Source organism: Rhizobacter sp. P2_H3 (assembly GCF_056403355.1).
This window is the reverse complement of record NZ_JBFUFQ010000002.1, coordinates 55455-79118: the sequence shown is the minus strand read 5'-3', so window position 1 is coordinate 79118 and position 23664 is coordinate 55455. Positions and strand designations below refer to the sequence as shown.

17 protein-coding genes are annotated in these 23664 nt (G+C 68.9%); 7 read left to right on the top strand and 10 right to left on the bottom strand.

The window, feature by feature from the left end:
- Positions 1-7: 7 nt before the first annotated feature.
- Both AC1D1T_RS00795 and AC1D1T_RS00790 read right to left on the bottom strand, forming a co-directional pair.
- Positions 8-949, bottom strand: coding sequence for an ABC transporter permease (locus tag AC1D1T_RS00795; RefSeq protein WP_477991234.1), 942 nt, complete (start codon positions 947-949; stop codon positions 8-10).
- Between the two features lie 3 nt (positions 950-952).
- Positions 953-2515 (bottom strand): ABC transporter substrate-binding protein, encoded by a 1563-nt coding sequence (locus AC1D1T_RS00790; protein ID WP_477828092.1) that lies wholly within the window; start codon positions 2513-2515, stop codon positions 953-955.
- A gap of 183 nt (positions 2516-2698) precedes the next feature.
- Here AC1D1T_RS00790 and AC1D1T_RS00785 point away from each other — a divergent pair, with 183 nt between their 5' ends.
- From AC1D1T_RS00785 to AC1D1T_RS00775, 3 genes are all read left to right on the top strand, one after another.
- Entirely contained in the window at positions 2699-3088 is a 390-nt protein-coding gene (locus AC1D1T_RS00785; RefSeq protein WP_477828091.1) for a RidA family protein, read from the top strand.
- Positions 3089-3242: 154 nt separating this feature from the next.
- On the top strand, positions 3243-3593 hold the full coding sequence (locus AC1D1T_RS00780) for a helix-turn-helix domain-containing protein (protein ID WP_477828090.1): 351 nt from the start codon (positions 3243-3245) through the stop codon (positions 3591-3593).
- The gene (locus AC1D1T_RS00775; RefSeq protein ID WP_477991232.1) at positions 3583-4857 is read left to right on the top strand and encodes a type II toxin-antitoxin system HipA family toxin; all 1275 of its coding nucleotides are present in this window, start codon (positions 3583-3585) and stop codon (positions 4855-4857) included. Before AC1D1T_RS00780 ends, AC1D1T_RS00775 begins: the two co-directional genes overlap by 11 nt.
- Here the strand turns inward: AC1D1T_RS00775 and AC1D1T_RS00770 are convergent.
- The 4 genes from AC1D1T_RS00770 to gntR all read right to left on the bottom strand — a co-directional run bounded on the left by AC1D1T_RS00770 (position 4814) and on the right by gntR (position 10846).
- A complete protein-coding gene (locus AC1D1T_RS00770; RefSeq protein ID WP_477826899.1) occupies positions 4814-6997 on the bottom strand; it encodes a peptidase domain-containing ABC transporter in 2184 nt (727 codons plus the stop codon). The two genes, AC1D1T_RS00775 and AC1D1T_RS00770, sit on opposite strands and share 44 nt — an antisense overlap.
- A complete protein-coding gene (locus AC1D1T_RS00765; protein WP_477826900.1) occupies positions 6994-8256 on the bottom strand; it encodes an HlyD family secretion protein in 1263 nt (420 codons plus the stop codon). The genes AC1D1T_RS00770 and AC1D1T_RS00765 overlap by 4 nt, the downstream gene beginning before the upstream one ends.
- A 75-nt stretch (positions 8257-8331) precedes the next feature.
- The gene (locus AC1D1T_RS00760; protein WP_477838485.1) at positions 8332-9666 is read right to left on the bottom strand and encodes a hypothetical protein; all 1335 of its coding nucleotides are present in this window, start codon (positions 9664-9666) and stop codon (positions 8332-8334) included.
- Positions 9667-9799: 133 nt separating this feature from the next.
- Positions 9800-10846 (bottom strand): HTH-type transcriptional regulator GntR, encoded by a 1047-nt coding sequence (gene gntR, locus AC1D1T_RS00755; RefSeq protein ID WP_047503247.1) that lies wholly within the window; start codon positions 10844-10846, stop codon positions 9800-9802.
- Between the two features lie 205 nt (positions 10847-11051).
- On the opposite strand from gntR, the gene AC1D1T_RS00750 reads away from it, so the two are divergent.
- Genes AC1D1T_RS00750 through AC1D1T_RS00735 form a run of 4 tightly spaced genes read left to right on the top strand, consistent with a single transcriptional unit; the run spans position 11052 to position 14431 of the window.
- Positions 11052-11558: a gluconokinase gene (locus tag AC1D1T_RS00750; RefSeq protein WP_047503245.1), complete on the top strand. Its 507-nt coding sequence runs from the start codon at positions 11052-11054 to the stop codon at positions 11556-11558.
- Positions 11555-12076: a TRAP transporter small permease subunit gene (locus tag AC1D1T_RS00745; protein WP_477991230.1), complete on the top strand. Its 522-nt coding sequence runs from the start codon at positions 11555-11557 to the stop codon at positions 12074-12076. The genes AC1D1T_RS00750 and AC1D1T_RS00745 overlap by 4 nt, the downstream gene beginning before the upstream one ends.
- The gene (locus AC1D1T_RS00740) at positions 12076-13368 is read left to right on the top strand and encodes a TRAP transporter large permease (protein ID WP_477827081.1); all 1293 of its coding nucleotides are present in this window, start codon (positions 12076-12078) and stop codon (positions 13366-13368) included. Before AC1D1T_RS00745 ends, AC1D1T_RS00740 begins: the two co-directional genes overlap by 1 nt.
- 49 nt (positions 13369-13417) lie before the next feature.
- Positions 13418-14431: a TRAP transporter substrate-binding protein gene (locus AC1D1T_RS00735; protein ID WP_465113883.1), complete on the top strand. Its 1014-nt coding sequence runs from the start codon at positions 13418-13420 to the stop codon at positions 14429-14431.
- Positions 14432-14437: 6 nt separating this feature from the next.
- Here AC1D1T_RS00735 and AC1D1T_RS00730 read toward each other — a convergent pair whose 3' ends face one another.
- From AC1D1T_RS00730 to AC1D1T_RS00715, 4 genes are all read right to left on the bottom strand, one after another.
- Positions 14438-15637 (bottom strand): metallophosphoesterase, encoded by a 1200-nt coding sequence (locus tag AC1D1T_RS00730; protein ID WP_477827080.1) that lies wholly within the window; start codon positions 15635-15637, stop codon positions 14438-14440.
- A 13-nt stretch (positions 15638-15650) separates the two neighbouring features.
- Positions 15651-17345 (bottom strand): right-handed parallel beta-helix repeat-containing protein, encoded by a 1695-nt coding sequence (locus AC1D1T_RS00725; RefSeq protein ID WP_477838482.1) that lies wholly within the window; start codon positions 17343-17345, stop codon positions 15651-15653.
- Between the two features lie 140 nt (positions 17346-17485).
- A complete protein-coding gene (locus AC1D1T_RS00720; RefSeq protein ID WP_477838480.1) occupies positions 17486-20473 on the bottom strand; it encodes an InlB B-repeat-containing protein in 2988 nt (995 codons plus the stop codon).
- Positions 20474-20499: 26 nt separating this feature from the next.
- Positions 20500-23487 (bottom strand): InlB B-repeat-containing protein, encoded by a 2988-nt coding sequence (locus AC1D1T_RS00715; protein ID WP_477826869.1) that lies wholly within the window; start codon positions 23485-23487, stop codon positions 20500-20502.
- Between the last annotated feature and the right edge of the window lie 177 nt (positions 23488-23664).

Sequence of the window (23664 nt, the reverse complement as noted above, 5' to 3'; positions counted from 1 at the left end):
GACATCCTCACAGCTTCACCCGAGGATCGACCGCCACGTACAGCAGGTCGATCGCGAAATTGATCAGCACGTAGATCGCCGCGATCACCAGCAGCGCGCCCTGGATCACCGGGTAGTCGCGCCGCAGCACCGCGTTGACCACCAGGTTGCCGATGCCGGGCAGCCCGAACACCGTCTCGGTGACGACGGCGCCGCCGATCATCAGCGCGACCGTCAGCCCCAGCACCGTGACGACCGGCACCAGCGCGTTGCGCAGCGCATGCTTCAGCACCACCGTGCCTTCGCCGAGGCCCTTCGAGCGCGCGGTGCGCACGTAGTCTTCGCCCAGCACGTCGAGCATCGAGGCCCGCGTGAAGCGGATGATCAGCGCCGAGTTCAGCACCCCCAGCACCAGCGACGGCAGCATCAGCGCATGGAGGCGTTCGCCGAGCGATGCATCGGGCGCCCCGTAGCCCGAGACCGGGAACCAGCCGAGCGACACCGCGAACAGCTGGATCAGCACGATGCCGAACCAGAAGCTCGGGATGCTGGCGCCCAGCATCGCGGCGCCGGTGACGACCTGGTCGAGCCAGCGCCCGCGGTACACCGCCGAGACGATGCCGCACGGGATGCCGATCAGCGCCGCGATGGCCACTGCCATCAGCGCGAGCAGCGTGGTCGGCTCGGCGCGTTCCCACAGCGCCTGCGTGACCGGGCGCTGCAGGAAGATCGACTGGCCGAGGTTGCCGTGCAGCACCTCGCCGATCCAGTACGCGAACTGCACCGGCAGCGGCTTGTCGAGGCCGTAGTCCTTCTGCACGCGGGCGATGTCCTCGGCGGTGGCCTGGTCGCCCAACAGCACCGAGATCGGGTCGCCCGACGCGGCGCGCGTCAGCACGAACACCATCACCGCGACGATGGCGAGCACGGCCAGCATGCCGGCCAGGCGGGAGAGAAGGTAGCGATGCACGGCCTACTTGATCCGCGCGTTCCAGAAGAACGGCCAGGTCGACGGCACGTAGCCGTCGAGCGCCAGGCTGCGTGCTGCGAGCCCGTTGAAGCGGCCGACGTTGATGTACGGCACCTCGTCGTAGACCACCTGCTGCACCTTGCCCCACAGCGCGCCGCGCTTGGCCGCATCGGTCTCCTGGTTGAAGGCGGCCAGCGCCGCCTGCTTGGCCGGCGAACTCCACCAGCCCGGTGCGCCTTCGCCGAGTTGCGGCGGCGACAGCATCGGCTCGGGGAACTGACCGGAGTGGGTGACGTACAGGTCCCACAGCTTCGAGTCGTTGCGGCGCTGCACCAGCGTCGCCCAGTCGACGACGTTCAGCTCGACCTTGAAGCCGGCGCGCTTCAGCTGCTCGGCCATCAGCAGCGCCATGTTGTAGTGGAAGTCGTACTGCCGGCTCGTCAGCACGCGCACCGGCTCGCCCTTGTAGCCGGCCTTCTCGGCGTCGTCCTTCGCCTTCTTCGCGTTGCGCTGGTTGTAGGCATCGGTGCCGACGTTCGAGTAGAACGGCGAGCCCTTCGGGAAGTGGTTGCCCTCGGCGCTGAAGAAGCGGGTGTCGCCGAAGCCGGCGGCCAGCATCTCGCCCTCGCCGATCGCGGTCTGCAGCGCGCGGCGCACGCCGACGTTGGCGGCCACGCCTTCCTTGGTGTTCAGCACCAGGTACGGGAAGCCGAACGAGGTGGTCAGGATCGGCACCGTCTTGCCGGTGGCCTTCTCGAGCCGCGACAGCGCCTCGACCGGCAGCAGGTCGGCGAAGTCGTACTGCGCGGCCAGCGCGCCTTCGACACGCGTGTTGGCGTTGGGCACCGGCACGAAGCGCAGCTCCTCGATCAGCGCCTCGCGCTTGCCGGCGTAGCCGCTCGCCGGCTCCTTGCGGGCGCTGTACTTGTCGAAGCGGGTCAGCAGCACGTAGGCATCGGGCTTGCGCTCCTTGAAGCGGTACGGGCCGGTGCCGACGAACTCCTTCAGCGGCGTCGCGATCGACTCCTTGGCCATGATCGCGGCCATGCCGCTCGGCAGCGCGAGCTGGGCCAGCAGCGGGGCGTACGGGTTCTTCAGCACGATCTGCACCGCGAGCGGGCTGGTGGCCTTGATGCTGTCGAGCTCCTTGCCGACGGCCTTGCCGCGCGGCGCCTGTTCCATCCAGCGCTGCAGGCTCGCGACCACGTCGTCGGCGTTCAGTTCGCGGCCGCTGTGCAGCAGCACGCCGCGGCGCAATGTGATCGTGTAGGTCTTGCCGTCGGCGCTGATCTTGGGCTGCGCTTCAGCCAGCATCGGCACCACGTTCCACTTCGCGTCGAAGGTGTAGAGCGGCTCGTAGACGTGCTGCATGATGGTGCCGACCAGGTCGGCGGTGGAGGCCATCGGGTCGAGCGTCTGCGGCTCGCCGACCATCGCGAGCGTCGCGAAGTTGCGCGGACCCTGGGCCTGCACGGTGCCGGCGGCCCCGAGCAGGCAGGCGGCCAGGCCGAGCGCGGCGGGCAGCTTCAGCAGGGTGCGGCGGGGGAGGGAAGCGATGCGGGACATGGCGGGATCTCCAACAAGGGCAGTACGGCTGAAATCTGAAAATATTTTTCAGAACGACGCGACTATGGAGCAATCGCCGTGCCAAATAATCGGGGTTTACCCGCCATGTGACAGTGTTGACTGAAAGACACTTTCACATCTATGGTGCGCAGCTGCACTGTTTTCACCCTGAAGGAGTCTTCCATGCCCCTCGAATACCTTGGCGCCCCGCCGGTGGCTTCCGACCGCCAGGCGCGGCCGTTCTCTCCGGCCGTGCGCGCCGGTGACTTCATCTACGTGTCGGGCCAGGTCCCGGCGGATGCGAACGGCGAGATCGTCGCCGGCGGCATCGAGGCGCAGACGCGCCAGGTGATGGAGAACCTGAAGTCGGTGCTGGCGCTGGCCGGCGCAACGTTCGACGACGTCTGCAAGAGCACCTGCTGGCTGCAGGACGCGCGCGACTTCGGCGCGTTCAACCGCATCTACATGAGCTACTTCCCGAACGGGAAGCCGGCGCGCTCGACGACCGAGGCGCGGTTGATGGTGGATGCGAAGGTGGAGATCGACGTGATCGCGTTCAAGCCGGTGAAGTGAGGCGCCAGCGGGGCAAGAGGAGACAAATGGACTGATTCGGTCTTCTGGGAGTTGCGGCTTAATTGCCACCTTATCGACTCAAGGTGGCAAATATGATTTGTTATCGATGGCTGTATGCATCAGATATGATGCGTTCCTTTGGCTGCTAGAAGTCATGCGCCGTCCCGAAGCTGCCTTTGCCAGTCCTGCGTCCCTCGCGGCCTCGGGCCAGTTGGGCGCTGCGATCCGCCTGGCCCGCCTGGCGCGCAACCTCACGCAGGCCGACTTCGCGGAGCGTGCCCGCATGAGCATCGCCACCTTGCAGCGCATCGAGCGCGGTGACCCGGCGGTCAGCTTCTCATCATGGCTGTCGGCGATGGAGGTCTCCAACCTGCTGCCGATTCTCCAGAAGGCCGCAGACCCGGATGCCGATGCTGCCGGCCGCGTCCGGCGTGAACTCGAACAGCGCAAGCGCGCGACCGGATCCAGGGGCAAGGCCGCCGAGGAGGATCCCTATGCCTTCTGAGTTCAAAGGGGTCGTCTTCGCCTGGTTGCCGGACGAGCTGAAGGCTGTTCCGGCCGGGCAGTTGGGCATCGTCGAAGAGGGGCTGAAGCGCGTGTCGTCGAGCTTCGGCTATGGCGCCAAGTACCTCGAACGGCCGAAAGCCATCCCGGTCGATGCGGCGACGCTGTCGCTCGAGGGGGCCGTGCCCGGCTCGCAGCGCACGTACGAGCCGTCCAACGGCCTGGAGTTCTTCGGTGCCGTGCGCGATGCGATGCCCGACATGTGGGGCCGCCGCGTCATCGAGAACATCCTGAAGGTGCCGCCGAATGCGTTGCCGGAGACGCGCTACCTGATGGAGGCCGGCTCGAACCGGTTCGGCGCGCTAGACGTTCGCTCGAGCCTGCAGCACGAGGAGACGCGCGGCCGGCTGGTACCGGTGGCCGACGTGCGCTACCTGCTGGATGCGGCCGACAAGGTCCAGCGCAGCGAGCCGGTGCCGCAGGAGCTGGAGCAGTTGTTCGATGCCGGCCCCAGCATGGGCGGCGCGCGCCCGAAGGCGGTGGTGGTGAAGGACGGCGTCCAGTACCTCGCGAAGTTCCCGTCGGTCGACGATCGCTTCAACATCCCGGCGGTGGAGCGGGCGACGCTGGAGCTGGCCCGCACCTGCGGCCTGACCGTGCCGGCGACCGAACTGCTGCGCCTGCCCGATGGCCGCGACGTGATGCTGATCGAGCGCTTCGACCGCTACCCCTGCGAAGGCGGCTTCGCGCGGCGCCACGCCATCAGTGCGCTGACGGCGCTCGAACTGCACGAGTCGCAGTCCTCACAGGCGTCGTATGCCGACATCTCGCTGAAGCTCGCCGCCATCGGCGCGGCAGGGCGGGTGCAGGGCGACCGCACGGAGCTGTTCGGCCGCATGGTCTTCAACATCCTGGTCAGCAACGACGACGACCACCTGCGCAACCATGCGTTCGTGTGGCAGCCGCAGGCCAAGGGCTGGACGCTCAGCCCGCTCTACGACGTGCTGCCGAAGCCACAGGTGGGGCACACGCGCTACCTGCACCTGAGCGTCGGTGCGCAAGGGCGTCTCGCGACCTTGTCGAATGCGTTGAGCCGGGCGCCGATGTTCGGGCTGACGCAAGAGCAGGCCCGCGAGATCGTCGATCGCATCGCCCGCTGCGTGCGCGAATGGCGAACCCGGTTCGAGGAATTCGGCGTCGAGGCGAAGGACCTGGAGATCGTCAGCTCGGCGATGCGGCATCCGCGGGATGTGGGGTGGGGGTAGGCTCCTCCCCCGCTACCCGCCCCCGCTCGATCACCACCACCCGATCCGCCATCGCGATCGTGTCCGGCCGGTGCGCGACCACCACGCGCGTCAGCTGCATCGCCGCCACCGCGTCGTTCACCGTCTGCTCGTTGCGCAGGTCGAGGTGGCTGGTCGCCTCGTCGAGCACCAGGATGCGCGGCTGGCGGTACAGCGCACGCGCCAGCAGCACGCGCTGTTTCTGCCCGCCCGAGATGCCGACGCCCACGTCGCCGACCAGCGTGTGGTAGCCCATCGGCATCGCCTGGATCTCGGCCTCGATCGCCGCGAGCTTGGCGCAGGCCTCGATGCGCGCCATGTCGGGCTCGGCATCGAAGAAGCAGATGTTGTCGGCCAGCGAGCCGGAGAACAGGCGATCCTCCTGCATCACCGTGCCGATCAGCGCGCGGTAGTTCGCGAGACCCAGGTGCAGGATCGGCGTGCCGTCGAACAGCACCTCGCCCTGCGTCGGCGGCAGCAGCCCGAGCATCACCTTCACCAGCGTCGTCTTGCCGCAACCCGAGGCACCGGTCAGCGCGAGGCACTCGCCGGCTTCCACCGTCAGGTCGACGTTCTCCAGCACCCACGGCTCGGTGCTCGCGTAGCGGTACGAGACGCCGCGCAGCTCGATGCGCGCCGGCCGGCGCGACAGGTCGACCTCGACCGCGTTCGCACCCGCCAGCCCCTCGGCCGCCTCGGCCTCGGCCAGCACGATGTCGGCCACGCGCTCGCCGTGCAGCCGCAGCATCGCCAGCTCCGACAGCTTGTCGATCATCGACGCGACGCGCGTCGAGAACAGCTCCTTGTAGGCCATGTACGCGAACAGCATGCCGACCGTGAAGCTGCCGGCCAGCACCGAGCGCGCCGCGAGCCACACCACCAGCACCCGCTCCAGCCCGAACAGCAGCGTCTGCGCCGTCTCGTTGCCGATGTGCACGCGCTGCACCCGCAGGCCGGCGTTGAACTGGTCGGCCAGCATGTTCATCCAGCCGGCGCGGCGCAGGTTGCCGCGGCCGAACAGCCGCACGCTCTGGATGCCGCTCGCGGTCTCGAGGAAGTGCGTCTGCTGCCGCGCGGCGTGGATGATCTCCTCGGCGCTCGCCGCGCGCAGCGCCCGGAACACCGACCAGCGCAAGCCGGCGTACAGCGCCATCGCGGCCAGCGACACCGCGAGCAGCTTCAGGCTGTAGGCCGCCATCATCGCGGCGGTGCCGAGCACCATCAGCGCATCGACCAGCGCGGTGACCACGCTGGTCGTCAGCGTCTTCTGGATCACCGTCACCGACCCGAAGCACGAGATGATGTGGCCGACGTGCCGCTTCTCGAAGAACTCCAGCGGCAGCTTCACCAGGTGGCCGAACACGTTGCCCAGCCACTGGAAATTGAGCCGCGCGCTCAGCGTCGCGACCCACCAGCCGCGCACCGCGCCGAGGCCCGTCTGCAGCAGCACCAGCAGCCCGAAGCCGATCGCGAGGATCGCGAGCAGGTCGAGGTCGGCCGCGAGCAGCCCGTGGTCGACCACCCACTGCAGGTAGAACGGCAGCGCGATCACCACCACCTCGAGCGCCACCGCGAGCGCCAGGATCTGCCCGAGCGCCGGCCCGAGCCCGGTGATGCGGCCCATCAACCCGCGCAGCGTGAACTCGAGCTTCTCGCGCCGCGGCTCGAAGCCGGCGGCCGGCGTCAGCTCCATCGCGATGCCGGTGAAGTGCTGCGCGAACTCTTCCGGCGTGAAGCTGCGCACGCCGATCGCCGGGTCGTGGATCACGATGCGCCGCGCCGACACCGACTTCAGCACGACGAAGTGGTTCATGTCCCAGTGCAGCACGCAGGGCAGCTGGAGCTGCGGCAGGTGCTCCATCTCGAGCTTCAACGGCCGGTTGTCCAGCCCGAGTGCACCGGCGATGCGCACCATGCTCTCGAAGTTGGTGCCCTTGCGCGACAGCGCGAAGCGCAGCCGCAGCGTCGGCAGGTCGGTGTCGATGCCGTGGTAGACGGCGATCATCGCGATGCTCGCGAGCCCGCATTCGGTGGCCTCGGTCTGCACGATCACCGGCAGGTGGCGCGACAGGCCGAGCCGGCGCGTCACGCCGGGCGGCACCGGATCCTGCTCCAGGCTCATCGCGCCGCCACCTGCAGGCCGGCCAGCGGCTCCAGCACCCACTCGATCAGCGTGCGCTTCTCGGCGACCAGGCTGGCCTGCACGCGCATGCCGGCCTTCAGCGCGTCGCGCCAGGCGAGCGCGGCGCTGTCGGTCGGGTCGATCACGACGCGCACGCGGTAGGTGCCGCCGCCCGCCGCGCCGCCCACCACGTCAGCGGACCGGCTGTCGACGGCCGTCACCGCGCTCTGCGACACCTCGCGAACGTGCGCCGGCAGCTGGCCGAAGCGCGCATACGGGAACGCATCGACGCGCAGCTTCACCGGCGTGCCCGGCTTCACGAAACCGGCGGCGCGGGTCGGCACGTCGAGCTCGGCTTCCAGTGCGCCGCCGTTGCCGCCGGGCAGCAGCGTCGCCAGCAGCTGGCCCGCCGCGACCGATTGGCCGGGGCTGGCGAGCACGGTGGCGATGCGCCCGGCCTGTGGTGCCAGCACGGCCGTCTCGCGGCGCGCTTCGTTCTCGGCCTGCTGCTGCGACAGCGCCTGCGATTCGCGCCGCAGCTGCGAGCCCTCGCGGTCGGCCTGCAGCGGCACGGCCTGGCGCTGCGCGCGGGTGGCGGCCAGGTCCTGCTGCAGCGCGAGCCGCTGGCGCTCCAGCGTGGCCAGGCGCGACTGCTGGTCGAGCACCTCGGCGTTCTTCTCGGCGACCTCGACCGGCGACACCGCGCCCGAGCGCACCAGCTCCGGGTAGCGCGCGGCGATGTCCTGCATCACCGCGACGCGTTCGCGCTGCAACGCGATCTCGCGCTCATGCTGCCTCAGCGAAGCCTCCAGGCTGGTGCTGCGCGCATCGAGCGCGGCGGCCTGCTGGCGCGCCTGCTCGGCCTGCTGCTTCAGCTCGTCGCGCAGCGCCTGCTGGCGGCTGGTCAGCGAGTCGGCGACGGCCGACTGCGTCGGCCCCTGCGCGCTGGATTGCTCGGCCGACAAGCGCAGCACCGGCGCGTTCGCCGCCACCTGCTGCCCCTGCGCGGCACCACCCGCGAGCACCACGCCGGCCTGCGGCGCCACCAGCCGCAGCACGCCGCCGCTCGGCAGCAGCACGCCGCCGACGGTTTCCTGGCGCGCAAAGCCCTGCGTCGCGGCGAACGCGATCAGCGCGAACACCAGCAGCACGAAGAAAGCCGTCCACGCGGCCTGCTGCGGGCTGCGCGTCAGCACGATGGCGCCGTGGAACTTCTGGCGCTGGTGGTCGATGGCCTGGCGGCGGAACAGGTCGGGCACGGCGGGCAGGTGAAGCCTTCGAGACGCGCAGAGTATCGGAGAAACCACCCGCTGCACATGCCCGGCCGGCCGGCGTCAGCTGTGACTGGTGAAGAAGAACAGGCCGTTCGCGCTGTAGTTGTTGACGCAGTACGCCGCGAACTCGCCGTGGTTGCGCAGGTGGGTGACAGGTTGCACGCCACGCTGTCCGACCAGGTTCATGCCCTTGTCGTACTTCCGGAACACCCCACCCTTGCCCGGTTGGTCGGCGGTGTTGGCATCGGTCTGCGACAGGTGGGTGACCTGGCCGTACGCGTCGCGGTGGATCCGCGCGTAGTGGAAGCCCTGCGTGTCATTGTTCCAGTGGGCCACCGAGGTGGCCCCGTGGGGAATCGGGGTGGCGGCGAACTGGTCGAACGTGAGGCCGTTGTTCACGTCGAGGTGCAGCGGACTGCGCACGCTTTCGACCGAAGGGGCCCCGAAATACGGATCGTGGGAACTGACGAAGTAGTCGTGGCTGCCGGACGCATGCTGCCCGCAATCGGCGTTGGAGTGGTCCGTGCGATCGATGCGCGAACCGAGCCCGCGTTGCTTTCCCATGCTGAACGATGTATTCCGCTGTGCGTCGGCCATCACCGGCGCTTGGCGGTGATCGATCGGCTGCCCGTAGACGGGTGCGGCAGGAGCGTACGGCAGCGGCGCCGGCTCATAGGGCGCGTAGTAGCCCATAGGCTGGCTGCTCGACGAAGCACCGTAGTGGCCCGTCGGCTGACTGCTCGACGAAGCACCGTAGTAGCCCGAGGGGCCGGCGCCCGACGCGTCACCGTAGCCGGCCGGTGGGAAATCCAGGTGCGACGCATCGTAGCCGTGCTCATCGCGCAGCGTGCCGTGCTGGTCGCGCCAGTAGGAGGCGCCCCCCTTCAGCCGGGCCTCTTTCGGGTCGACGCCGACCTGGGCCGGCGTGGCGGCATCGCCATCGCCTCGCACCCCGATCTTCGTCAGGTCGTGGACCGGCTGGTGGGTCGTGTGGTCGAACACCGTGAACTTGCCGTTCGGCTGGGAGAGGCCGGTGACCTCCGCCTTTTCGCCCGTGCCGGGCCGCACATAGGTCATGACCTCGTAGGGCTGTCCATTCGCCTGCCTGGGCGTGTCATCGCCTTGGCGGATGACGCCCTTGCCCAGTTGCAGGACGCTTTGATCGAACGACAAGGGCGGCTCGCCGGTGCCGGCGGCCGATGCGGCGGGTCGTGCGCCGCGGGATGCCATCGAACCCTTGGACGAGCTGGTCCTGCGCTTCAGCGATGAGCCGGCTGCATCGTCTGCCGTGGAGCGACGCGAGGCGGTCGACAGGGTCGGCTGCGGGGATGTGGGCTGGGCGGCCGATGTCGACATCGGCGTGCTGGTGGGAGTTGCGGTCGAGTTGATCTTCACGGTTGGATTCCTCGCAGAGGGGGCGGGCGCCGGGAGTGACGGTCGGGCCATCATCCGCAAAGCATCGGACTCGCCGCGCGGTAATGCGAAAGGCGCCCTCGGAATCCGAAGCCCGGCCTCCGCGGCCGTTCGCTCAGGTGCTTTGCCGCACCATCAGCTGATACCCCGCATCGATCGCCGGCTGCGCGACGCTCTCGCCGCGCATCAGCGCCAGCAGCATGCGCGCCGCCGCCGCGCCCACTTCGCCGCGCGGCGTGCGAACGGTGGTCAGCGCCGGCAGCATCTGGTCGCTGCCGGTCAGGTCGTTGAAGCCGGCGATCGCGATGCGCTCCGGCACCGCCACGCCCAGCCGCAGCGCGGCCAGCAGCGCGCCTTGCGCCAGGTCGTCGTTGCAGAAGAAGATCGCATCGACCGGCCGCTTCAGCTCGAGGATCTGCTCCAGCATCTGCCCGCCGAGCGCGAGCGACGACGGTGCCGGGTTCAGCCATTCGAGCGTCGCGTCGTACGCGCCGGCCAGCTTCAGCTCGCGCCGCCAGCCTTCGCGCCGCTGCATCGTGCGCGGGTCGAGCTGGGCGGCGGCGAACGCGATGCGGCGCCGCCCGCGCGACAGCAGGTGGCGCGTCAGCGCCGCCGCCGCATCGGCCTGCGAGAAACCGACGCTGTAGACGCCCGGCACCTCCGACAGCTCCATCAGGTGCACGCAGGGCACGCCGCTCTGCGCGATCAGCGCCCGCGTGGCCTCGCTGCGGTCGAGCCCGGTCACCATCAGGCCGGCCGGACGGTGCTGCAACTGCTCGCGCAGCAGTTGCTCTTCTTCGCCGATGTCGTAGTGCGTGACGCCGATCAGGCTCTGGTAGCCGGCGGCGCGCAGCGTGCGCTGCACCTCCTCGAGCAGGTCGACGAACAGCGCGTTCGACAGCATCGGGATCAGCACCGCGACGTGCGCGCTGTGCCGCGACGCCAGCGCGCGCGCCGCCGGATCGGGCACGTAGCCCAGGCGCTGCGCGGCGCTCTTGACGCGCGCGACCAGGTCGGGGTGCACCGCGCGCTCGCCGCGCAGCGCGCGCGACACCGTGATCGGGCTCACCTCGGCCAGCCGCGCCACGTCGGCCAGCGTCACGCGGCCGGTGGCGCGCGGGCGGGAGGGCGTGCTGCTGGTGAAGGTGGCGTCGGTCGTCATGGCGCGTGGGTCAGGGGAGCCCATCAGGGAAAGTCCGCATCGGTGGGCGAGCCATTGTTCACTAGGATAGCGCTGTCCTGCAACGAAGATGATGCAGTGATTCCCCTGATATCCACCGCTTTTCTGCGGAGGACAGCGCTGTCTGGGCTGCTTGCGGCTCGGCGCGCCCAGGCCTTGTTTTCCAGTTCTTCTCGTGCGGCGGCAGATGATCGGTTCGGTGGTGATGATGGGGGTGGCCGGGTGCGGCAAATCGACGGTGGGCGCGGTGGTCGCGCAGGCCGAGCGGCTGCAGTTGGTGGAGGGTGACGATCACCACAGCGCGGCCAGCCGCGACAAGATGAGCCGCGGCATCCCGCTGACCGATGCCGACCGCGACGGCTGGCTGACGACGCTGGCCGGCGAGCTGGCGGCGCACCCGCAGGGCATCGTGCTCACCTGCTCGGCCTTGCGCCGCGCCTACCGCGAGCGGCTGCGCGCCGCCGCCCCCGCGCTGCGCTTCGTGTTCCTCGACCTGACGCGCGAGCAGGCGCTGGCGCGCGTCACCGCGCGGGCGTCGGCGCATTTCTTCTCGGCCAGCCTGGTCGACAGCCAGTTCGAGACGCTCGAGTCGCCGGTCGGCGAGCCGCGCGTGCTGCGGGTCGACGCGACCGCGCCGCTGGCCGAACTGCAGACCCGCATCTCGGCCTGGCTGCATGCCACGGAGACCCCATGACGACCGACTCTTCTTCTGCGCCGGCTTCCGCGCGGCCTCATCCGCTGCTGYGCCTGGCCAACCTCGCGATGGGCGCCTGCCTGGGCGTGATGGCGGTCGCGGTGTTCATCAACGTCGTGCTGCGCTACGGCTTCGGCAGCGGCGTCGCGGCCAGCGAGGAGCTGTCGCGGCTGCTGTTCGTGTGGATGGTGTTCATCGGCGCGACGGCCGCCTACCCGCTGGGCGAGCACATGGCCTTCACCAGCCTGCTCGGCGCGCTGCAGCGCAAGCCGCTGGCCATGCGGCTGCTCACGGTGCTGATCCGCCTGCTGGTCGTGGCGGCCTGCGCGATGCTGGCCTGGGGCGCGTGGCAGCAGGTGGTGGTCGGCATGGACAGCCGCTCGGTGGTGCTCGGCTACCCGGCGGCGCTGCTGCCGCTGCCGGCCTTGCTGTGCGCGCTCGCGATCGGCGCGATGGCGTTCGTCGAGCTGGTGCGCAACAAGCCGATGGCGCTCGGCCACGGCGCGGAGGTCGAGTGATGTCGCCCGAAGGTCTGGCATTCGTCGTCTTCTCCGCCGGCATGCTGCTGCTGATGGGCATCGGCATGAACATGGCGCTCGCGCTGGTGCTCACCGGGGCCGGCATGGCCTGGGTGCTCGGCTTCTGGGACACCCAGCTGCTGGCGCAGAACCTGGTGGCCGGCATCGACAGCTTCCCGCTGCTGGCGGTGCCGTTCTTCATCCTGGCCGGCGAGCTGATGAACTCCGGCGGCATCAGCCGCCGCATCATCGACATGGCGCAGGCCTGGGTCGGCCACATCCGCGGCGGCCTCGGCTACGTGGCGATCGGCGCGGCGGTGCTGATGGCCAGCATGAGCGGCTCGGCACTCGCCGACACCGCGGCGCTCGCCACCATCCTGCTGCCGATGATGCGCCAGCAGGGCTACCCGATGGCGACTTCGGCCGGGTTGATCGCATCGGGCGGGATCATCGCGCCGATCATCCCGCCGTCGATGCCGTTCGTGATCTACGGCGTGACGACCAACACCTCGATCTCGGCGCTGTTCATCTCCGGCATCGTGCCGGGGCTGCTGATGGGGGTCGGGCTGATCTTCGCGTGGAAGTGGGTGCTGCGCCGCATCGAGCTGCCGAAGGGCACGCCGCTGCCGATGCGCGAGCGCCTGAAGGCGACCACCCGGGCCTTCTGGGCGATGCTGATGCCGATCATCATCATCGGCGGCATGAAGAGCGGCGTCTTCACGCCGACCGAGGCGGCGGTGGTCGCGGCCTTCTATGCGCTGGTGGTGGCGCTGTTCGTGCACCGCGAGATGCGCGTCGTCGAGGTCGGCGGCGTGCTGGTGCGCGCGGCCAAGACCACGGCCATCGTGATGTTCCTGTGCGCCGGCGCGCAGGTCGCGAGCTACATGATCACGCTGGCCGACCTGCCGAGCGTGCTGACGAACTGGCTGGGTCCGCTGGTCGAGAGCCCGCGCCTGCTGATGGCGGTGATGATGGTCGTGCTGGTGCTGATCGGCACCGCGCTCGACCTGACGCCGACGATCCTGATCTTCGGCCCGGTGATGCTGCCGATCGCGGTGAAGGCCGGCATCGACCCGGTCTACTTCGGGCTGATGTTCATCCTGAACGGCGCGATCGGGCTGATCACGCCGCCGGTGGGCACGGTGCTGAACGTGGTGGCCGGTGTCGGCCGGCTGCCGATGAGCAGCGTGATCAAGGGCGTCAACCCGTTCCTGCTGGTCTACGTGCTGCTGCTGGCGCTGTTCGTCGTGTTCCCGCAGATCGTGATCGCGCCGGTGCACTGGATGCACTGAGGCCATTGCACGGAGATTTCCTTTTCTTCCATCCCCCAGGAGACAAACCATGACCATGATTCGCCGTACGCTCGTGGCCGCCGCTGCGGTGGCCGCCTTCACCGCGCCGCTCGCCGGCTTCGCGCAGGACATCAAGCCGCGCCTGATCCGTTTCGGCTACGGGCTGAACGAGCAGAGCAACCAGGGCCGTGCCGCGAAATTCTTCGCCGAGCAGGTCGAGAAGGCTTCGGGCGGCAAGATGAAGGTGCGCGCGATCGGCGCCGCCGCGCTCGGCCCGGACGTGCAGATGCAGCAGGCGCTGATCGGTGGCGCGCAGGAGATGATGGTCGGCTCCACCGCGACGCTGGTCGGCATCACGAAGGAGATGGCACTGTGGGACACGCCGTTCCTGTTCAACAACGCGAAGGAAGCCGACACGGTGCTCGATGGCCCGATCGGCCAGAAGGTGAATGCCAGGCTGCAGGACAAAGGCCTGGTCGGCCTCGCGTACTGGGAGAACGGCTTCCGCAACCTGACCAACAGCAAGCGGCCGATCACGAAGCTGGAAGACCTGAACGGCGTCAAGCTGCGCGTGATGCAGAACAACGTCTACCTGGACAGCTTCAAGACGCTGGGCGCGAACGCGGTGCCGCTGCCGTTCTCCGAGCTGTTCAGCGCGCTGGAGACGAACACGGTCGACGGGCAGGAGAATCCGTACAACACCATCCTGTCGAGCAAGTTCTTCGAGGTGCAGAAGTACCTCAGCATCACCAACCACGTCTACAGCCCGTGGATCGTGCTGGTCAGCAAGAAGTGGTGGGACGGCCTGTCGAAGGACGAGCAGAAGGTGCTGGCCGATGCCGCGAAGGCGAGCCGTGATTTCGAGCGCAAGGACACGCGCGACGAGGCCGGCAAGGCGCTGGCCGACCTGAAGGCCAAGGGCATGCAGATCAACGAGCTGTCGCCGGTCGAGGCCGGCCGCATGCGCGACAAGCTGACGCGCGTGAATGCCGGCATCGGCGCGAACATCGGCATGGAGCTGTGGCAGGAGACGCAGGCGGAACTGGCCCGCCTGCGCAAGTAAGCCGGATCAGCGCGTGAAGCTGTCGATGGTGCTGCCGTCGACACCGATCACCTTGGCGGTGATCGTCGAATCCTTGATGTCGAAGCGCACGTAGTGGTTCACCGCGGTGGCCTTGGCGTTCAACGCACCGATCGTGCGGAAGCCCGCCAAGTCCGACCCCCCGCCGCCGGTGATCAGGTAGACCGTGCCCTTCGCATCGTCTCGCACGCCCGCCGGGTTCGCGCTGTCGGCATACACCGGCACCGAGCGCTCGTACACGTGGTTGTGGCCCGAGATCACCATCTTCACCTTGTACTTGCTGAACTCCTGCAGCAGCGTGTTCCACGACGCGTTCGCCGCGTGCCCGTCGGAATACGTCACCAGCGGCGCATGCGTCAGCACGATGGTGTTCTTGATCGCCGGGTTGGCCGCCGCCTTCGCCAGGTCCCAGCGCAGCCAGTCGAGCTGGTGCTTGTAGTAGTACGAGTCGTAGTTGCCCTCGTTCGCCACGGTGCAGCCGTTCGAACACTCCATCAGGTTGTAGTAGTCCGAATTCAGGTGCATCACCGTGAAGTGCGTGTTCTTGTAGTCGAACGAGTAGTACATGAACTCCGCATACACGCCGCGCACCTTGGCGCAGGCCGATGCGTAGAACGCGCTGTCGGTCAGGTGCTGGATGTCGGTGCGCGTCCAGTCCTGGAAGTAGGCCTTGGCCTGCGTGTGGTTGGGCACCAGCTTCTGCACCGTCGCCTGGCTGAACACGTCGCAGAAGCCGTTGCCGAACTTGTCCGGGTACCAGCCGTCGCCGAAGTTGTCGTCGTGGTTGCCGACCACCGGGAAGTAGTACACCGGCAGCCCGGCCGCCGGCGCCTTGTTCTGCAGCGGCGCGATGATCTCCTTGAAGCTGCCCTTGGCCGCATCGGTCGCGCAGTCGCCGCGCTGCACCCAGTTGGTCGACTTGTCGTAGCCGGTGATCATGTCGCCGGTGTTGAAGACGAAGGCCGCGCTGGCCTCGGCCGCCATCTTGGTCACCAGGTTGATGTGGATGGCGTTGCCGTCGCAGCCGCCGCCGGCCCGGCTGTCGCCATAGGCCAGGAAGCTGAACGAGGTGCCGTCGCCGGCGGGCGGCGTGCCGGGCGCGGCTTCCGCCGAATCTCCGCCTCCGCCGCCGCTGCAGGCCGCGACGGCGGCGAGAACCACCAGCGTGATGTGGAAGAAGCGATGCATCGCGGGGCTCCGTTCAGTATTCATACGCGCCGACGTCGATCTTGCCGCCCTGCGGCCGCGCCGTCGCGAGGAAGTCCTTCGCCACCAGCGCGGTCGGCACACCCGTGTTGATCGCCGGGCTCGTGGCCTTCAGCGTCAGCGGGGTGCCGCCGGTGGTGGTCGCGAACTGCGGGTCGAGCACGCGGCTCGCATCGGTCAGGCCGGTGATGGTGTTGTACAGCGTCGACCACTGGCCGGCCGGCACCTGCGTGTCCTTCAGCGAGAAGGTCGGCGCGCCGTTGCTGGTCCAGTAGATGTTGCCGCTGATGCGCAGCGTCGTGAAGTCGGTCAGCGCATCGGCGTTGACCTTGATCACCGGCCGGTTGCCCGAGCCGTAGATGATGTTGTTGACGATCTCGACGCCGGTGCCGGCCTGCCCGACCTCCGACTCGTTCGACAGGAAGATCGAGCCCTGGCCGGCGGTGGCGGTGTTGTAGCAGCTGTTGTTGTAGATGCGCACGTTCGACGACGACGAGGTCGCGACGCAGGCCCAGGTGGCGTTGACGACGACGTTGTTGCGCACGATGCCGTCGTAGCTCTCGTAGCGGCCATCCGTCAGCCGGTCGGCGTCGGTCTCCTGGCCCAGCATGATCGCGTGGCCGTTGTCGGCGCGGCCGATGTTCACCAGCAGGTTGTTCTCGAAGATCGTGCTGCGCGCATTGCCCTTCGCGTACATGCCGAAGTCGGGCACGTCGTGCACGTAGTTGCCGGCCACGCGGGTGTTGTTGGCACCGACGATGTCGATGCCCTGCGCATTGCTGCCCGGCGTCACGACGCCGCTGCTCTGGAAGATCTCGTTGTCCAGCACCTCGACGTCGTTCGCGGTGCGCACCAGCTTGACGACGTCGGCGACGCTGCAGCACAGCTTGTTGCCCTGGATGCGGACTTTCGCGGTGTCGATCTTGATCACGTTGCCGTCGTCGCCGCCGGTCGTGCTGCCGCGCACCTCGAGGCCTTGCACCGTCCACCAGCTCGCGAAGCAGTCGGTGTTGCCGCTGCCGCTGCCGATCTGGTCCTCGTCGCAGGCGTCGTTGTAGAAGTAGATCGTCGGGCCGGTGCCGGTGCGCTGCAGCACCGGGCGTGCGGGCAGGTCGGCGCCGTAGCCGCGCAGCGTGATGCGCGCCGCCGAGGTGCCGGCGGTGCGGATGACCACCGCCTCGTTGTAGGTGCCGGCGCGCACTTCGATGGTGTCTCCGGCGGTTGCCACGCCGACCGCCTGGGTGATCGTCTTGAACGGTGCCGCCAGCGTGCCGGCCGCGCTGTCGCTGCCGGTGGCGCTGACGAACCAGCTCTTGCCGCTGGAGCTGCCGCCGGGCGTGAAGCTCGCGCTCACCGCCGTGGCCGCGCTCATCGTCACGGTGCAGGTGCCGGTGCCGCTGCAGGCGCCGCCCCAGCCGCTGAACACGTAGCCGGTGCCCGGCACCGCGTTCAGCACGAAGCTCGTGCCCTGCGTCAGCGAGACGCTGCAATCGCCGCTGCAGCCGAGCCCGGCCACCGTCGAGGTGATGCTGCCGGAGCCGTCGACGTGCACCTGCAGTGCGAGCTGCGGGCCGGTCGGCTCACCCCCGCCGCCATCCCCGGACCCGCCACCGCCTCCGCTGCACCCGGCCAGGCCGGCGACGATGAATGCGGCGGCTGCCGCGAACTGCTGGATTCTGCTGATGACCACGGCCCGGACCTCGAAAGAACACCTCGGGGAGAAACGACGGCGCCCGGGCAGTACCCGGGCGAGTCCCGATTGTCTGACGTGGGCCGGCACTTGCGGTGCCGCGCATCCCCCTCAATCAGGTGGATGCGGTGTCATTCAATTTATCTAGAGAAGGAGTCGAGGACGGTCCCGTCCTTGCCGATCGTCTTCACCGTGAGCGTGCTGCCGTTCACGTCCAGCTTCATGTAGTGGTGCGCCGCGGTCGCCTTGGCATTCAGCGGCCCGAGCGTCTTGAAGCCGGCCAGCGCCGAGCCGCCGCCGCCGGTCACCACGTAGACGGTGCCCTTGGCATCGTCGCGCACGCCGTTCGGGTTGGCATCGTCGGCATACACCGGCACCGAGCGTTCGTACACGTGGCTGTGGCCCGAGATCACCATCTTCACCTTGTACTTGCTGAACTCCTTGACCAGCGTCGGCCACGAGGCCACCGGCGCATGGCCGTCGGAGTACGAGATCACCGGCGCGTGCATCAGCACCACGGTGTTCTGGATGGCGGTGTTGGCCACCGCCTTCGCCAGGTCGTAGCGCAGCCAGTCGAGCTGGTGCTTGTAGTAGTAGGCGTCGTAGTTGCCTTCGTTCGCCGCGGTGCAGTTGCTCGAGCACTCCATCAGGTCGAAGTAGTCGGAGTTGATCCGCAGCACGACGAAGTGGGTGTTCTTGTAGTCGAACGAGTAGTACATGAAGTCCGGGTACACGCCGTTGCGCGTGGTCGCGCAGGCGGCGGTGTAGAACTCCGCATCGCTGTAGTGCTTGATGCTGGAGGTCGTCCAGTCCTTGAAGTAGGCCTTGCTCTGCGTGTGGTTGGGCACCAGCTGCTTCGGGTCGAACACGCTGCAGAAGCCGTCGCCGAACTTGTCCGGGTACCACCCATCGCCGAAGTTGTCGTCGTGGTTGCCGACCACCGGGTAGTAGAAGACCGGCAGGCCGGCGGCCGGCGTCTTGGTCTGCAGCGGCGCGATGATCTCCTTGAAGCTGCCCTTCGAGGCATCGCTCGGGCAGTCGCCGCGCTGGATCCAGTTGGTCGACTTGTCGTAGCCGGTGATCATGTCGCCGAGGTTGAACACGAACGACGCCGGCTCGGCCACCATGCGGCTGACCAGCGCGATGTGCGCCGTGTTGCCGTCGCAGCCGTTGCCCGAGCGGCTGTCGCCGTAGGCCATGAAGCTGAACGCGCCGCCCGCGACCGGTGCCGCGCCGGTCGTGAACGCCCACGATTTCGCGGCGGCCATCGCGTTGCCGGCCGTGTCCTTCACTGCAGTCGTCACCTGCGCGGTGTAGCTCGTCGCATACGCCAGGCTCGCGGCCGGCGTGAAGATCGCGGTCGAGCCGCTGCACGAGACCGTGCCGCTGATGCCGCTGATGCCGAAGCTCGCGCTCGTCACGGTGCTGCAGTTGACGGCTTCCGAGAACGTCACCGAGACGGTGGTCGCGATGCCGATCGAGGTGCCGCCGGTGGCCGGCGTCGTACTCGAGACGGTGGGCGGCGTGGTGTCGGCCGGTGCGGTCGATGCGAAGGTGGCGGTGACCGCAGCGGCCTGCGTCATCGTCACCGTGCAGGCGCCGGTGCCGGTGCAGGCGCCGCTCCAGCCGCTGAAGGTGGCGCTCGCGCCGGGTGTGGCGTTCAGCGTCACGACGGTGCCCGACGCGAAGTTCTGCGTGCACGACGCGCCGCAGCTGAGCCCGGCCGGCGTCGCGATCGCCACGGTGCCGCTGCCGGTGCCGGCGCTCGCGACCGTCAGCGTGTACTTCGGCTTCTCGGTGAAGGTCGCGCTGGCCGCCTGGTTCGCGCTCATCGTCAGGCTGCAGGTCGCCACCTTGCTGCTCGCGCAGGCGCCGCCCCAGGAGGCGAACTGGAAGCCCTCCGCCGGCGTCGCGGTCAGCGTGGTCGCGGTGCCGGTTTCCAGGCTCACCGCGCAGGTCGCGCCGCAGTTCAGCCCGCCGGTCGACGAGGTGATGCTGCCCGAGCCGGTCTTGGTCGCCGTCAGCGTGTAGGTGATGGCCTGGAACGCCGCGTTGACCGAGGTCGCGCTCGACAGCGTGACGTTGCAGGTGGCGTCGGTGCCGGTGCAGCCGGAGGTCCAGCCGGTGAAGCGCTGCTTCGCGGCGGCCTGGGCGGTCAGCTTGACCTGGGTGCCCATCGGCAGCGATTCGCTGCAGTCGCCCGGGCAGTTGATGCCCGACGGCGCCGACAGAACGCTGCCGCTGCCGTCGACCTTGACGTTGATGGCCGCCATGCCGGACGGCGTCGGCGTGAAGCTCGCGGTGACGCTCTGCGCATTGCTCATCGTCACCTTGCAGCTGCCGTTGCCGGTGCAGCCCGCGCCGCTCCAGCCGCTGAAGGTGAAGCCGCTGTTCGGCGTGGCGGTCAGCGTGACGCTGCTGCCCTGCGCGAAGCTCTTGTTGCAGGTGCTGCCGCAGCTGATGCCGGCCGGCGACGAGCTGACGCTGCCCGAGCCGCTGAGGATCACGTTCAGCGCGAAGTTCGCGGTCGGCACCGCGGTGAAGGTGGCGGTGACCGAGCGGGCGCTGCTCATCTGCACCTGGCAGGTACTGCCGGTGCAGGCGAGGCCGCTGCCGCTCCAGCCGCTGAAGGCGTAGCCGGTGGCCGGCGTGGCGGTCAGCGTGACGGCGCTGTTGGCGGCGTAGTTGCCGATGCAGTCGCTGGCGGTGGCGCAGGTCAGGCCGCCGACGTCGGCGGTGACGCTGCCGCTGCCGGCGATCGTCAGCGCCAGGTTGAAGCGGGTCTGCGCTTGCTGGCTGAAGGTGGCAGTCACCGCCTTCGAGGTCTCGACCGCCACCGCGCAGTCGCCGGTACCCTTGCAGTCGAGGCCGCTGCCGCTCCAGCCGACGAAGTCGTAGCCGCTGGCCGGCTCGGCGCTCAGCGTCACCGAGGCGCCGGCCGCGAAGCTCTTCGCGCAGACGCTGCCGCAGTCGATGCCGCCGGGGCTCGACTGCACCTGGCCCTGGCCGACGCGGCTCACGGTGAGCGTCGCCTGGTTGGCTTCCGCCGGGGTGTCGTCCTCGCCCTTGCCGCAGGCAGCGAGGGTCAGTGCGACCGCGAGGGTCGCCAGCAGGCGCAGGTGCTTCATGGGGACTTCCGCAATCTCAATGGATTTCAGTACTCGTAGGCGCCGACGTCGATCTTGCCGTTCAGCGGGCGCGCCGTGCCGATGTAGTCGGTCGTGACCAGCGAGGTCGCGACACCGGTGTTGATCGCCGGGCTGCCGGTCGACAGCGTCAGCGGCCTGCTGGTCGCACCGGTCACGGTGGTGCTGGCGTACTTCGGGTCGACGATGCGGCTGGTGTCGGTGCGGCCGGCGCTCGCGGTCGCGTACTGCAGGGCCCACTGCGACGCCGAGACGCTGTTGTCCTTCAGCACGAAGGTCGGCGCGCCGCCGGTCACCCAGTAGATGTTGCCGTCGATGCGCAGCGTCGAGAAATCGGCCAGCGCGTCGGCGTTCACCTTGATCAGCGGGCGTCCGGCCGAACCGTAGATGATGTTGTTGTAGATCTCGATGTTGACGCCCTTGGTGCCGATCTCCGACTCGTTCGACACGAAGATCGAGCCCTGGCCGGCGGTGGCGGTGTTGTAGCAGCTGTTGTTGTAGATGCGCACGTTCGACGACGACGAGGTCGCGACGCAGGCCCAGGTGGCGTTGACGACGACGTTGTTGCGCACGATGCCGTCGTAGCTCTCGTAGTTGCCGTCGACCAGGCGATCGGTGTCGGTCTCCTGGCCGAGCATGATCGCGTGGCCGTTGTCGCTGCGCCCGATGTTGTAGAGCAGGTTGTTCTCGAAGACCGTGCTGCGCGCGTTGCCCTTCGCGTACATGCCGAAGTCGGGCACGTCGTGCACGTAGTTGCCGGCCACGCGGGTGTTGTTGGCGCCGACGATGTCCACGCCCTGCGCATTGGTGCCCGGCGTCACGACGCTGCTGCTCTGGTAGATCTCGTTGTCCAGCACCTCGACGTCGTTCGCGGTGCGCACCAGCTTGACGATGTCGGCGACGCTGCAGCACAACGTGTTGCCCTGGATGCGCACCTTGGCGGTGTCGATCTTGATCACGTTGCCGTCGTCGCCGCCGGCCGTGCTGCCGCGCACTTCCATGCCCTGGATGGTCCACCAGCTGGCGAAGCAGTCGGTGTTGCCGGTRCCGCTGCCGATGGCGTCCTCGTCGCAGGCGCTGTTGTAGAAGTAGATGGTCGGGCCGGCGCCGGTGCGTTGCAGCACCGGGCGCTCGCCGTTGTAGCCGCGCATCGTGATGCGGGCGGTGGAGGTGCCGGCGGTGCGGATCACCACCGCCTCGGAGTAGGTGCCGGCGCGCACCTCGATGATGTCGCCCGCGGTCGCGACGCCGACTGCCTTCGTGAGGCTCTTGAACGGCGCGGCCAGCGTGCCGGCGGCGCTGTCGCTGCCGGTGGTGGCGACGAACCAGCTCTTGCCGCTGGTGCCGCCACCGCCGCCGGTGCTGGTGGCGGTGAAGGTGGCGCTGACCGACTTCGCGGCCGTCATCGCGACCGCGCAGGTGCTGCTGCTGCCCGAGCACGCACCGCCCCAGGCGGTGAAGGTGTAGCCGCTGGCCGGCGTGGCGGTCAGCGTGACGCTGGTGCCCGACGCGAAGCTGCTGCAGCCGGTGCCGCAGGCGGTGCCGGCCGGAGAGGCGCCGACGCTGCCCGAGCCGGTGGTCGCCACGGTCAGCGCATAGGTCGGCACGGCGGTGAAGACGGCGGTCGCGCTGCCGGCGGCGTTGACCGTCAGCTGGCAGGTCGTGCTGGTGCCGGTGCAGGCACCGCTCCAGTTCGTGAAGGTGTAGCCGCTGGCCGGCGTGGCCGTCAGCGTGACGGCGGTGCCGGCATTGAAGCTTGCGCTGCAGGTGCTGCCGCAGGCGATGCTGCCGCCGGTCGACGCGACCGTGCCGCTGCCTTGCTTGACGACCGTCAGCGTGTAGGTGTTCAGCGCGAACGCGGCGCCGACCGTCGTCGCGGCGCTGACCTGCACGGTGCAGGTGCCGCCGCTGGTCGTCACGGTGCCGGTCGACGCGCAGGCGCCGGTCCAGCCGCTGAAGTGCGACGCGCTGCCGCTGGCGGCGGTCAGCGTCACGCTGGTGCCGGCGCTCACGGTGCTGCTGCAGGCCGTCGGGCAGTTGATGCCGGACAGGTTCGAGACCAGCGTGCCCTGGCCGGTGCCGGTCACGGTGGTGGTCAGTGCGAAGCTGCTGGCCGGCACCGCCGCGAAGGCGGCGCTGACCGCGCGCGCGGCCGACATCGTCACCACGCAGGTGTTGGTGCCCGAGCAGCCCGCGCCGCTCCAGCCGCTGAACGAATAGCCGCTGGCCGGCGAGGCGTTCAGCGTGACGACGGTGTTCTGGTCGTAGCTGTGCGTGCAGGTGCTGCCGCACGAGATGCCGGCCGGCGACGAGCTGACCGTGCCCGAGCCGGTGACCGTGACGCCGAGTGCGAAGGTCGGCGTCGCGACCGCGGTGAAGCTGACGCTGACGCTGCGCGCCGCGCTCATCGTGACCTGGCAGGTGCTGCCGGTGCAGCTGACGCCGCTGCCGCTCCAGGCGCCGACGGTGTAGCCGGAGGCGGGCGTGGCCGTCAGCGTGACGACGGTGCCGGCGGCGAAGCTGCCGCTGCAATCGGTGGCGGTGGCGCACGAGAACGGCGTGGTGTTGGCGGCCACGCTACCGGCGCCGGCGATCGTCACGGCCAGCGGGTACTCGGTGGCGTTCACCGTGCTGAAGGTCGCGACCAGCGACTTCGACTGGTCGAGCATCAGGCTGCAATCGCTGGTGCCGGTGCAGTCGACGCCGACGCCGCTCCAGCCGACGAACTGGTTGCCCTGCGCCGCGGCGGCATGCAAGGTGACCTCGGTGTTCTTCGTGTACGAGCCGGAGCAGTCGCTGCCGCAGTCGATGCCGTTCGGCGTCGAGGCCACGGTGCCCTGGCCGACCCGGCTGATGGACAGCACCGACATCTGCGGCTCGGGCGAGGCGGCGTCCTCGTTCTTCGAACCACCGCAGGCCACCAGGGCCGCGCCGATCACCACCAGGGTCAGATACTTCGAGACACAAGAGAACGCAGGGATCAGGGTCGGGGACATCGCTAGCTTCCATCTGACGCTGGGATCCGACACGGGCCCCGGCCGAGGCGGATTGTGTTGGCACCCACTCACCGACCTGTGTCCAGATGTGGGATGGACAGGTTACAGACGGCTGTGGTCGGCATCTGACGGTCGATCGGCGCGTGGGTGCTCGCTCGCCGCGATTCGTGGTGCAGC